Here is an 11,561-nt window from a genome sequence, read left to right as displayed (position 1 = left end):
GTAGTAGAGCAGCGTCGTTTTGTAGAGCCGCGACAGCCTGCCGATGCCCGGACGCGGCAGATGCACCGCGCCGACCTCGCCGAAGCGCGACGGCTCGCGCAGCTTCGACGGGATCAGCGCCAGCGTGTCGGGGGCGATCCGCCGCAGCTCGCGCAGCGTCGTCCAGGTCTGGATCGCGTTGGCCGACTGTAGCGTCAGGCTGGTAGGATAGGCAAGGTAGCAGATCCGCATTGCAATAATCGTTCTCTCCAGTTCGGGTCACTCGCAGCGCTGACGCTCAAAGTTCCGAATACTCATGCCGCTGCTTGGTCGCAGGCCAAGCCGGGCATAAAATGGTTGAAGATCGGCGTCGCACATCAAATCAATCATATACAAATGCTGAAGCCGATCGAGCATCCTGCGCACGAGTTCGGACCCAATTCCCTCGCCGCGACGCGCCTCAAGCACTTCCAAATGGGGAATATAGGCACAGGAAACTCCGTCGCTGATGGCGGTAATGTACCCGACGACGCGCTCGGTATCGGTGTCGATCGCCAGCACAAGATAATCGCTTCCGTTCAGCATGCGTAACAGCGTTTCTGAGGACGGGCGATGCAGCCAGTGGGAGAAGAATCCTTCCAGCTGGCTCGCGGTAAGCGTCTCGGTTGAATGCGTGTAGCGTATCATAGTCCAGAGTTCCATCTAACGTGGCGGCCTAAGTGTAGCACATATGCAGCGCCGCATTGTGCCGGAGATTAGACCAAAGTCGGACTTGCGTATGACGTTACGTAACCCTTTATACTCCTGCGCAGAAAGGAGGAACGACTTGGATCGACGGTTCTACCAAACCGGACAGTTTGCGCAAAAAGCCGCCGTGTCGGTGCGCACCTTACGCTTTTACGACAAGGTAGGACTACTGTCGCCTTCGCAGCACACGGAGGCAGGCTACCGGCTGTACACCGACGACGATCTCGTGAGTCTGCAACAGATTCTCGCGCTCAAGTTCCTGGGCTTTCCGCTTGAGGAGATCAAGCGCTATCTCCAGACGGACCCGCGACGATTGCAAGAGGTGTTAGCCAGGCAAAAGGCGATGATGCGCGAAAAGCGCACGCAGCTCGATACGATCATTCAGGCGATCGAGCAGGCGGAGAAGCTGATGAGCACCGGTCCATGCGACTGGGAGCCGATTGTACACGTTATTCAGGTGATTCAAATGGAGCAGAACAACGATTGGGTCAACAAGTATTTCACGCCGGAGCAGCGCCGGACGATGGACGAGCTGAGCAATAGCTCTTACTCCGATGAGGCTCGCCAGCAGCTCGCGGCGCGCGGCCCGTGGACCGAGGAAGATCAGCGGCGCGTCGATCAGCAGTATGCCCATCTGGCCTCGGAGCTGAAGCGTGTCGTCGCCGAGGGCAAAGATCCCGGCAGCCCGGAGGCGCAGGCTCTCGCCAAGCTCCAGATCGATCTGCTGCACCAGTTCACCCAGGGCAGCCCTGAGATCACAACGGGCTTGAAGAAGCTGTGGCAAAACCACGAGGCCCTACCCGCAGAAAAGCGTCCGTTCTCGATGCCGTGGAGCGATGAGGAGGGCGCGTTCCTGTCGCAGGCGATGGCGATCTACCAGCAGCGGCAGGGCGAGTCGGGCGAGGCGTAATGCCGGATATGTAGCTGCGAGGGCGGTATCAGCCCTCGCAGGATCGCTCGTTATGTGCAGTTCCGCCACTACCGCCGACCATCCTCATCGCGCAGCGCTGTGCAGCACGTCGTAAAAAACATCTTCCACGCGCTCGACCAGCGCCTCCTCGCGGAAGCGCGTTTCGATCGTCGTGCGACCGCCCGCGACCAGCCGCTGCCGCAGCTCCGCATCGCCGAGCAGCGTCAGGATGCCGCGCGCCAGATCAGCGGGATCGTCGTAGCGGGTGAGCCAGCCGTTGACGCCGTGCTGCACCGTCTCGTTGACCACCGGAATATCGGTTGAGATCAGCGGACAGCCTGCGGTCATCGCCTCAAGCAGCGTCAGCCCAAAGCCCTCGTAGCGCGTCGGCGTGACATACAGATCCGCCGCCCGGTAGAGATTGACCAGCTCCGTATCCTCGACGCGGCCAAGCACGCGGATGCGATCGACGATCCCCAGGTCGCGCGCGATCTGCTCCAGCCTGGCCCGATCCTCCTGGTTCAGCCCCGACACCATCAGCGCCGTCGCGGTCGGATGCTGCTCCAAGACCGTCGGCAGCGCCCGCAGCAGCAGATCGTAGCCTTTGCGCGGCGAGAGCTGGCCGATGAACAGCAGCGCCGGACACGGCAGATCAAGCCGGTGCTGCGGCGCGGCCTCGATCGCCGCGAAGTCGAGCCACTGGGGCACGACCGTCGATCGCTGCGGCAGGCCGGCCTGCCGCACGCACTCGGCCTCGTGCCGCGAGATCGGCATCAGCGCGTCGGCGGCGGCCAGCGGCCAGTGCAGCCAGTAGTTACGCAGATGATCGCGCAGCCGACCATCGCGGCGGGCACGGCGCAGCACCTCAGGCAGATCCCAGATGATCCGCTGATATTTCGGCTGCTCGTCGTAGGGCCGCTCACGGTCGTCCACAAGGTAGCGATCGTGAAACGGGCCGTTCCAGGTGTACACTGTGGGAATCCCGCGCGCCCTGGCCCAGCGTGTCGCGCCGTAGGCCAGCACGTTGCGCGGATGCAGCAGATACATAATGTCGAACGGGCCAGTCGCTTCGAGCGCAGCGCGCAGCCGATTGTTGGGCCAGTGGCGCACCGGCACGCGCCGCACTGTGATCCCGTCGACCTCTTCCGCCCAGTTGGTCAGCGCAGGATGCTTGGGATCGTGGTAGGCAATGTTGACGACATGATGCCCGCGCCGCACCAGCGCCCGCCCGATCACGCGCTCCGGCCAGTGACGAAACTGCTGCGTCACGCCGCCCATCCCGACGATCGCGATCCGCAGCGCTGGACGAGAAAGACGCTGCGCGCTCATGCTCGACTCACCAGCCGTTGATAAACTGCCTCGACCCGATCGGTGACGGCCTCCCAGGTAAAGGCCGCGTGGACATGTTGCCGACCATTCGCGGCCAGCCGCCGCGCCTCGGCGCGGTCGCACAGCAGCCGCTCGATCGCCGCCGCCAGCGCGGGCGGATCTTGCGCCGGAACGATCAGCCCGGTCTGCCGATCGATCACCACCTCGCGATAGCCCGCCCAATCCGAGGCGATCACCGGACGCTCGCAGGCCAGCGCCTCGCATAGCGCCATGCCGAAGGTTTCGCTGGCAAAGCTGGTGCCGAGCACGACATCCGCCAGCGCGTACAGCTGGGGCACGTCCTGGTGCGGCACGTTGCCCAAAAACGTCACATGATCCGTCAGCCCAAGCTCCGCGACGAGTCGCTCCAGCGCGGGACGATAGGTGCCCGCGCCGCCGATCAGCAGCCGCGCCTTGATCCGTGGCACCAGCAGCCGCAGCGCCTCGATCGCGTACTGCATGCCTTTCCAGGGCTGAAGCCGCCCGATCTGCACGATCGCGCGCTCGTCGGGCGCGAGAAGCTGTGTGCGTAGCTCAGGATCGGCGGGCTGTGGCACGAATAGCTCGCCGTCGAAGCCGTTGAAGACGACCTCCGGCTGCGTGCCGTAGTGCGCCGCGACGGTCGTGGCGTTATAGCCGGAGCAGGAGAGCATCGCGTCGGCGGTGCGCGACAGCGGGCGATCCAGCGGGTAGAAATCCTCGCCGTGGCCGTGGTAGATCACCCGCGCGCCGACCGCGTGGAGCAGCGGTCCTACCAGAAAATCGTAGGGCTTGTGCAAGTGTACGATGTCAGGCCGCAGCGCCAGCAGATTCGGCACGGCGGCGGGCATCAGCGACACACGCTCCAGCAGCTTGGTCAGCTCGATATGCCGCCGCAGCGGACGCATCGCGCGCCAGGCCATGCGATCCACAAACGGAAAGCGCAGCACGCGCACGCCCGGCACCGTGCGGCTGATCTGCCCCGCGCCGCCGACGATCGTCACGCTGTGGCCGCGCCGCGCCAGGTGGCGGCTCAGCTCCCACACAAACGTTTCGACGCCGCCCTCTTTGGTCGTCGTCGTCAAGTTGTACTGAACGATCTTCATAGCAGCGTCGCCAGCGTCGCGCAGAAACGCTCGATCTCCTCCTCCGTGTTGTAGTAATGCACCGACGCGCGAACCAGCTCGGTCAGGTGCCGCGCATCCATGTCCAGCCGCGTCGATTTTGCGGTCGTCACCGAGACGTTGATCCGCTGCCGGAGCAACGCCTGGCGCAGCGCTTCGGGAGCGTGGGCGGCGGCGCTAAACGTGACAATCCCGCAGCGCTCGACGCCAAGATCGTGGACCGTCACCCCCGGTATCTCGCTCAGGCGCTGCCGTAGCTGCTCGGCCAGCAGCGTCACCCGCGCGTAGATCGCGTCCAGGCCCCACTGAAGCGCGTAGTCGATCGCCACGCCCAGGCCGATCTTGCCCGCGTAGTAGCACTCCCAGTTTTCAAAACGCCGCGCGTCGGGCCGCATCACGAATCGATCTGCCGCGACCCAATCCGCCGCATGAAGATCCAGAAACGGCGGCTCAAGCCGCTCCAGCACGCTCCGGCGCACGTACAAAAAGCCGGTGCCGCGCGGCCCGCGCAGGAACTTGCGCCCCGTCGCCGAAAGCATATCGCAGCCGATCTGCTGCACATCGATCGGCATCTGCCCGACTGACTGGCAGGCGTCCAGCAGATACAAGATCCCGGCCTCGCGCGCCACCTGGCCCACGGCGGCGGCGGGATTGACCAGACCGCCGTTGGTCGGCACGTGCGTGATCGCGATCAGCCTCACCCGCTCGTCGATCGCGTTGCGCAGAGCCTCGACGGAGATCTGGCCGTGCTCGTCGTTGGGGATCACCTCGACGACAGCGCCCGTTCGCTGTGCTACCTGCAAGTAGGCGATATAGTTGCTGGCGTACTCCGCCATCGCGGTCAGAATCCGATCGCCGGGCTGGAACGGCAGCGCATAGAACGCCATGTCCCAGGCGCGCGTGGCATTCTCCACAAACGCGATCTCATCGCGCTGGCAGCCGATCAGTGTCGCGGCGGCGTCGTACATGTGCTCCAGCGCCGCATCGGCCTGCTCGGCAGCCTCGTAGCCGCCGATCCGCGCCTCCAGATCCAGATGCCCTTTGATCGCGTCCAGCACTTGCCGGGGCATCAGCGCCGCGCCTGCGTTGTTGAGATGCAGCACGTGATCGCATCCGGGCGTCTCGGAGCGGGCGCGCAAAACATCGAAGGTTGAACGATGCTCCAATGTGTCCATCGATAGACCTGCACTCCTTCAAAGAATTCTGTGGGGCACGCCCTACTCCCGGCCTGACGACGTGCTCAAGCGCCACAGTATAGCATCCCTCTCGCGATCCGGCGGCTGGCATGTCGGCCCTACTTTGCCCGCCGTATTGTTCTGCGCCGTGTGGTAGGGTACAATAGGCTTAGTGTTATTTTGCACAAACTGGTGCAAAAGCAGGCTTTTGAGAAGACCGATAGACGCAGCGCTGCGCCGAGCAGCCTGCCACGAGGATAGCGCTATGTTGTCTGCGCACATCGACGATTTATTACAGCGCGCCAGCGCCGGGCAGCGGCTCAGCCCCGCAGAGGGCCTGCTGCTCTACCGCGAGGCCGATCTGAACGATCTGGGGCTGGCCGCCGACGCCGCACGGCAGATCCGGGTACCGGGCCAGGTCGTCACCTACCTGGTCGATCGCAACATCAACTACACCAACGTCTGCACTACCAACTGCACATTTTGCGGCTTCTACCGCCCACCGGGCCACTCCGAGGCGTATGTGCAGACCTATGAGGAGATCGGCGCGCGCGTCGCGCAGTTGGTCCAGGTTGGCGGCACCCGCATTCTGATGCAGGGCGGGCACCATCCCGATCTGCCGCTCGCCTACTACACCGGCCTGCTGCGCTACCTGCGCGAGCACTATCCCTCGATCGAGATCGATGCCTTCTCGCCGTCGGAGATCGAAAACTTCGCCGAACTGTACAAAATGAGCGTGCGCGAGGTTTTGACCGAACTGAAGGCGGCGGGGCTGCAGGGCTTGCCCGGCGGCGGCGCGGAGATCCTCGACGACGAGATCCGCAAGCGTGTCTCGCCCAAGAAGCAGAGCGCCGACGACTGGATCAATGTCATGCGCGAGGCGCAGGCGCTTGGTCTGGCGACGAGCGCGACGATGGTGATCGGCTTCGGCGAGGATCTGACCCATCGCATGAATCATCTGATGCGCCTGCGCGATCTGACCGACGAGAGCCTGGCCGCGCACGGCAACACCTTTACCGCGTTCATCGCGTGGCCGCTCCAGCACTCGGAGATGACCTCGATGGGCCGCAGCCGCTTCAAGGAGAGCTACGGCGCGACGCCCGTGGAGTACCTGCGGCATATGTGCATCGCGCGCATCATGCTCGACAACATCAAGCATATGCAGGCGTCGTGGGTCACGATGGGGCCGAAGGTCGGGCAGGTTTCGCTGCACTACGGCATCGACGATATGGGCTCGACCATGCTGGAAGAGAATGTGGTTTCTCAGGCGTCGCACGACACCTACCAGCGCATGAGCGAGCGCGATCTGCATCATCTGATCCGCCAGGCCGGGTACATTCCCGCCAAGCGCGACACCCGCTACAATATCTTGAAGGTCTTCGAGCAGGCCGAGGATCTGCCAGATCTGCCGACGCCGCTGCCATCACCCCAGTCCAAGGTGACGATCCCGCTGACGCCGCGCTAGTGCGCCGTCGGGTTGGTAGCAATGCGTGTTCTGAGAGGGTTATTTGCACGAGGGACGAGCCGCCGGTTCGTCCCTCGTGCGTTTCACACGGAGAATGACGGAGCGATCCTATGATTGATGCGATTCCTTCACGCTGGCTGATCGCGGCGGCACTCGCCGCGTTCGTGCTCGGCGTTGCCGGTTTGTATATCGGCTGGTCGGCCTGGGCACCGATGGCGCTGCTGGCGGGCGAGCTGCTCACGATCCTGGCCGCGATCACCCTCACCACGCCCAGCCTCAAGCAATCGCTGGCCGCGCAGCGCGCAGCAACATCGAGCGAGACGGTCGAGGCTGGCGTGCCTTCCGCTGAGGATACCGGACAGCACCAGGATCAGAGCGCGGGAGAGTGATGCTGACCGCCGTTATTAAAGCAACTCGCCCGACCTCGTACGGAGATCGGGCGGGCTGGCGTTCATCTCGGCGCGCTGCTACGAATAGACCTTGGCACGCTGGACTTCCATCTGCATCGTCGTGGCACCCGCGCTGCTCAGGCTGGCGGTCGAGCCGCAGTAGGGGCAGACCTGCCAGGTCAGATCGACTGTGCGATCGCAGGTGTGGCAGCGCCGCCGCAGCTCCGTCAGGCAGTAGGGACAGACGATAAACTCGGCCTCGACGCCGCGCTGGCAGCTTGAGCACACATGATCATCCTCGATGTCACGGCGCAAATATTCTTCTTCGAGCGCCCGCTCGTATTTTTCGGCTAGCGTTTGCTTTGGACGCATCAAGAGGTACAGCACCAGACCAGGCAGTTGCAGTACCAGCACCAGCGCGACCGCTAGCACCTGCGCCGTAATATCCTGCGTCCGCGAGCGAATGTCGCGGTACGTCCAGACCGCTGTCGCAAACAACAGCAGCACATAATATGCGCCGAGAACAAGCGCAACTGTTCGTAGGATGTCTAGAATGTTCTCCACAGAACCGGCTCCTGAGCATAATGTAAGGCTCACTCGTCCACGGAGGCGGAGCATGGTGAAGCCTTCAAGTTGGGCATCATACCATCAGTTACTACATAATGCAATGAACGTGCCACTGTTAGGCTGCTGATACGGCTACCATAACCCCTCTTTACAAATGACCGGCATTCACTTATAATTGAACGATGGTCATTTGAGGAATGCGATACCAGGGAGCACGCTGGTGGCAGGCCGACGCCGCGCAGTGAGGGATGAGCAGAAGCAGGAGCGTCGTCAGGCGCTGCTCGATGTGGCCTGGCAGTTGTTTCAAGCAACGTCGTACCAGGCGCTGACGATCAACGAGATCGCCGACCGCACGGGCCTGGCGAAGGGCACGGTCTATCTCTACTTCAAAACCAAAGAAGAGCTCTTCCTATCGCTTCAGGAGCAGCAGTTTGAGGCATGGTTCGGCGAGGTCGATGCCCGGCTGCGCGCGCTCGATTCAAGCCAGCAGGATCACGGCGCGATCCAGCAGATTGTCGCTATTCTGGCCGAAACATTGGCGCACCGCCCAGGCTTTACCCGGCTGCTGGCGATCATGCACAGCATTCTGGAGCAAAACATCGACTTCGCCACCGCCGCGCGCTTCAAGGCGATGCTGCTGCTGCATGTTTCCCAGACAGGCGCGCTGCTCGAAGCGCATCTCCACTTTTTGCAGCCGGGGCAGGGCGCGCAGGTGTTGCTGCGCATTCATGCCCTGACGATCGGCTTGCAGCATCTCGCCGATCCCGCGCCAATTGTGCGGCGGGTCCTCGACGAGCGCGAGATGCAGATCTTCGCGATCGATTTCGCGCACGAATTTTCCGCGACCGTGTACGCGCTGCTGTACGGCCTCCGATCTCTCGCAACCAGGAGCTAATCATGAACTCAGTGAGCTTACAAGGAACATACGCGCTGGTGACGGGTGCTTCCAGCGGCCTGGGCGTGGACTTCGCGCGACAGTTGGCGGCGCGCGGCTGCAACCTGATCCTCGTCGCGCGGCGCGAGCAGCAGCTACGCGCCGTTCAGCAGGAGATCGCGCAGCGCTACGGCGTCGACGTGACGATCATCCCGATGGATCTGGCCCAGACGAATGCGCCGCAGGTGCTCTACGATCAGATCAAGGAGTCGGGCAAGACCGTCGATGTGCTGATCAACAACGCCGGGTACGGCCTCTACGGCGCATTCACCGAGATCGCGTGGGAGCGCGAGAAGAACATGCTTGAGCTGGACATCATCACGCTGATGCATCTGACCAAGCTCTTCGTCAAAGACATGGTCGCGCGTAACTTCGGCTTTCTCCTGCTGGTCGCCTCGATCGGCGCGTACCAGCCCTCGCCCTTATACGCCAGCTACTCCGCCGCCAAGAGCTTCGTGCTCAACTTCGGCGAGGCGCTCAACTACGAGCTGCGCAGCACCAACGTGCGCTGCACGGTGCTCTCGCCCGGCATCACCGCCACCGAGTTTCTCAAGGTTTCCGGGCAGCAGCCCAGCCGCTACCAGCGCATGGCGATGATGCAAAGCGCCGATGTGACGCGCATCGGGATCGAGAGCATGCTCAAAGGCAGGCCGAGCGTCGTGCCCGGACGGCTCAACGCGCTGACCGTATGGTCCAACCGGCTGATCCCCCGGCGTCTCTCCGCCGCCATCGCCTACCGGCTGATGACCGTCAAATAATCGATGTTGGGGAAAATTCGGCTGCTGCGGGGATCTGGCTCGCTCTCAGGCCCGACCCAGCACTTTGGCGCTGACGACGAAGACCGTCGCGCCGCCGACCTGCACTTCGATCGGCGTTGAGGGATAGAACTCGCCCGACTCGGCGATCGGCGGGAGCGGTGCGACGAATTTGGTGCGGGTGTAGCAGTTCTTGCGAATCACGTCCATCGCATCCTCCACCCGCTGATCGGGCACGACAATGAACAGCGTAACGTTGCCTTCGCGCAGAAAACCACCCTTGCTGCTGACCCGCGTCACACCGATATGTCGCTCGGAGAGAGCCTGGGTCAATATGTTCTCGTCCTGGCGCTGAATCACGGCGATCAACAGTTTCACGATGCAGACTCCTCAAGCCGACGAATTGCTGAGAGGGATGGTTCGACGGCCTGCCAGATATGCTCCGCGAGCTGATCCATCGGCAGATGCGCATCCAGCACACGCCATCGCTCAGGCTCAAGTTTAACCAGCTCGTGGAATCCATCGCGCACCCGCTCATGATACGCCAGGTCGCGCGCGTCCAGCCGGTTCCATTCTAGCGGCTCCACCGTCGGCGTTTTCGGCGATAACGGACTGGCTGTATTGGCCCGCTGAGCCGCTCTGCGCTTGCGCTCCAGACCCTCCTCGGCAGGCAGATCGAGATAGAACGTTATGTCTGGACGCAGGCCCCCGGTTGCAATCCGCGTCAGCGTCCGCAGCTCCGACAGGTCGCGGCCTGAGCCAAAGCCCTGATACGCCAGCATCGAGTCGGCAAACCGATCGCAGACGACGATGCCACCCAGATCCAGGTAGGGCCGGATGCGCTCGGCGACGTGCTGCGCCCGCGCCGCCGAAAAGAGCAATGTCTCCGTTGTCGGGTCCATCTCGGCATTGCGCAGATCCAGCAAGATCCGCCGAATCAGATCGGAGATCGGCGTGCCGCCCGGCTCACGTGTGGCGGTCACGGGATAGCCCTCCGCCGAAAGACGCTCGTACAGCCGACGTGCCTGGGTTGATTTTCCGCTGCCTTCGGGACCCTCGAAAGTGATAAACAAGCCCATAACGTCACAGAAACACTTGTATTAAAACGTATGGAGGCCAGGCCTCCACACATCGCTTGCTAACGTCTATGCTAACACAGAATCAAGGAGCCTGTTTGGAAACCAGTGTATCGATTCTGCGCTCCAAGTTTCGAGTTCAAAGTTCAAGGTTCAACGTTTCGAGTTCAAGGTTGGTTCTCCGTTTGTTCTTTCGTCTCCGGACTAGCGTGAGATCTTCACGCGCCGATGCGGCTCTTTGCCACGGCTCTCCGAATGGAGATTGTAGCGCTCCGCCATTTGATGTTGCAGCCGCCGGATAAACGAGGTCTGCGGCTTCAATTCTACCGCATCCGCCGCGCCGTTGATCACCCGTCCGATCGCCTCTTCCGCCTCGATCATCGCATCATTCATCGGATCGCTCGGCTCGTTGACGTTGAAGATGTCGGCGAGCATCGTCTCCATCTGCGTCTGCGTGTTCGAGCGCAGCACATACACCGGCACGCCGTCTTCTTCGGCGCGCTGGAGCCGCGCCGGATTCTGGCGATAATGGTTCTTGAGCGTCATCACGATCGTCGCCTCGTCGATGTCGCGCACGATCGTTGCAGGCACGCGCAGCCGCTCGATCGCCTTTTCCAGGCGGTTGCGGCTTACGCCAAAGGGAAAGATCCGCGCGGTCTTCGGCTGCGGCTGTGCCATCGGCGGCGCAATCGCGAACTGCTCGGAGCGATCCAGGCCCGCGCCAGCATCGCCGACAAACGTTTCCGCCCGCGCCGCCGCACGACCATTACGTCCGTCGCGTCCGTCGCGCGCACGGCCTCGATCGCGGCTCATGCTCGGAGCGCGACGACCGCCACCACGCATGAACTGCTCCATCGTGATCTCTTCGTTGACCGTCGCCTGCTCGACATGCACCTGGCCGTCGGCGTCTTTCATGCGATGCTCCGGCAACGGCTCGTCGCCGCGCAGCAGCGTATCAACTGCCGCCGCCACATCGCGATACACGACCATATCGTCGATCGCCCGAATCTCCACCAGCACATCGAAGGTCGGCGGTGCCTTGCGCTCCAGCACCGTCTTATGCGTGCCACGCCGCCGCGCCTCCTCATCGCCC

Annotated in this window: 14 protein-coding genes; 5 read left to right on the top strand and 9 right to left on the bottom strand. The window is 62.8% G+C overall.

Features of this window, described 5'->3' with window-relative positions; genetic code table 11:
• The coding region (locus tag VFZ66_14530; GenBank protein ID HEX6290403.1) for a glycosyltransferase family 1 protein at positions 1-231 on the bottom strand (231 nt) is incomplete at its 3' end.
• 27 nt (positions 232-258) lie between these two features.
• A complete protein-coding gene (locus VFZ66_14525; protein HEX6290402.1) occupies positions 259-666 on the bottom strand; it encodes a GNAT family N-acetyltransferase in 408 nt (135 codons plus the stop codon).
• Between the two features lie 139 nt (positions 667-805).
• Here VFZ66_14525 and VFZ66_14520 point away from each other — a divergent pair, with 139 nt between their 5' ends.
• Positions 806-1,636: a MerR family transcriptional regulator gene (locus VFZ66_14520; GenBank protein HEX6290401.1), complete on the top strand. Its 831-nt coding sequence runs from the start codon at positions 806-808 to the stop codon at positions 1,634-1,636.
• 84 nt (positions 1,637-1,720) lie between these two features.
• On the opposite strand, the gene VFZ66_14515 is transcribed toward VFZ66_14520, so the two are convergent.
• Genes VFZ66_14515 through VFZ66_14505 form a run of 3 tightly spaced genes read right to left on the bottom strand, consistent with a single transcriptional unit; the run spans position 1,721 to position 5,282 of the window.
• Entirely contained in the window at positions 1,721-2,965 is a 1,245-nt protein-coding gene (locus VFZ66_14515) for a glycosyltransferase family 4 protein (GenBank protein HEX6290400.1), read from the bottom strand.
• A complete protein-coding gene (locus VFZ66_14510; protein HEX6290399.1) occupies positions 2,962-4,089 on the bottom strand; it encodes a glycosyltransferase family 4 protein in 1,128 nt (375 codons plus the stop codon). The genes VFZ66_14515 and VFZ66_14510 overlap by 4 nt, the downstream gene beginning before the upstream one ends.
• Positions 4,086-5,282 carry an aminotransferase class V-fold PLP-dependent enzyme gene (locus VFZ66_14505; GenBank protein HEX6290398.1) on the bottom strand — a complete coding sequence of 399 codons (1,197 nt, stop codon included), beginning with the start codon at positions 5,280-5,282 and terminating at the stop codon, positions 4,086-4,088. The genes VFZ66_14510 and VFZ66_14505 overlap by 4 nt, the downstream gene beginning before the upstream one ends.
• A gap of 265 nt (positions 5,283-5,547) precedes the next feature.
• On the opposite strand from VFZ66_14505, the gene mqnC reads away from it, so the two are divergent.
• Entirely contained in the window at positions 5,548-6,747 is a 1,200-nt protein-coding gene (gene mqnC / locus VFZ66_14500; protein ID HEX6290397.1) for a cyclic dehypoxanthinyl futalosine synthase, read from the top strand.
• 110 nt (positions 6,748-6,857) lie between these two features.
• Positions 6,858-7,136, top strand: a complete 279-nt coding sequence (locus VFZ66_14495) for a hypothetical protein (GenBank protein HEX6290396.1) — start codon at positions 6,858-6,860, stop codon at positions 7,134-7,136.
• A 78-nt stretch (positions 7,137-7,214) separates the two neighbouring features.
• Here the strand turns inward: VFZ66_14495 and VFZ66_14490 are convergent, their stop codons facing one another.
• Positions 7,215-7,700 carry a zinc ribbon domain-containing protein gene (locus VFZ66_14490; protein ID HEX6290395.1) on the bottom strand — a complete coding sequence of 162 codons (486 nt, stop codon included), beginning with the start codon at positions 7,698-7,700 and terminating at the stop codon, positions 7,215-7,217.
• 223 nt (positions 7,701-7,923) lie between these two features.
• Here VFZ66_14490 and VFZ66_14485 point away from each other — a divergent pair, with 223 nt between their 5' ends.
• Entirely contained in the window at positions 7,924-8,598 is a 675-nt protein-coding gene (locus VFZ66_14485; protein ID HEX6290394.1) for a TetR family transcriptional regulator, read from the top strand.
• A 2-nt stretch (positions 8,599-8,600) separates the two neighbouring features.
• Positions 8,601-9,395, top strand: coding sequence for an SDR family oxidoreductase (locus tag VFZ66_14480; GenBank protein ID HEX6290393.1), 795 nt, complete (start codon positions 8,601-8,603; stop codon positions 9,393-9,395).
• Positions 9,396-9,440: 45 nt separating this feature from the next.
• Here VFZ66_14480 and VFZ66_14475 read toward each other — a convergent pair whose 3' ends face one another.
• The 3 genes from VFZ66_14475 to VFZ66_14465 form a co-directional block, all read right to left on the bottom strand.
• Positions 9,441-9,770: a cyclic-di-AMP receptor gene (locus VFZ66_14475; protein HEX6290392.1), complete on the bottom strand. Its 330-nt coding sequence runs from the start codon at positions 9,768-9,770 to the stop codon at positions 9,441-9,443.
• A complete protein-coding gene (gene tmk, locus VFZ66_14470) occupies positions 9,767-10,471 on the bottom strand; it encodes a dTMP kinase (GenBank protein ID HEX6290391.1) in 705 nt (234 codons plus the stop codon). The genes VFZ66_14475 and tmk overlap by 4 nt, the downstream gene beginning before the upstream one ends.
• A 201-nt stretch (positions 10,472-10,672) precedes the next feature.
• On the bottom strand, positions 10,673-11,561 hold an 889-nt coding region (locus VFZ66_14465; protein ID HEX6290390.1), incomplete at its 5' end, for a R3H domain-containing nucleic acid-binding protein.

The organism is Herpetosiphonaceae bacterium (assembly GCA_036374795.1).
In the GTDB taxonomy this organism is placed as follows: Bacteria; Chloroflexota; Chloroflexia; order Chloroflexales; family Kallotenuaceae; genus LB3-1.
The sequence above is the reverse complement of the archived record's forward strand: the minus strand, read 5'-3'. Positions and strand labels throughout refer to the sequence as shown.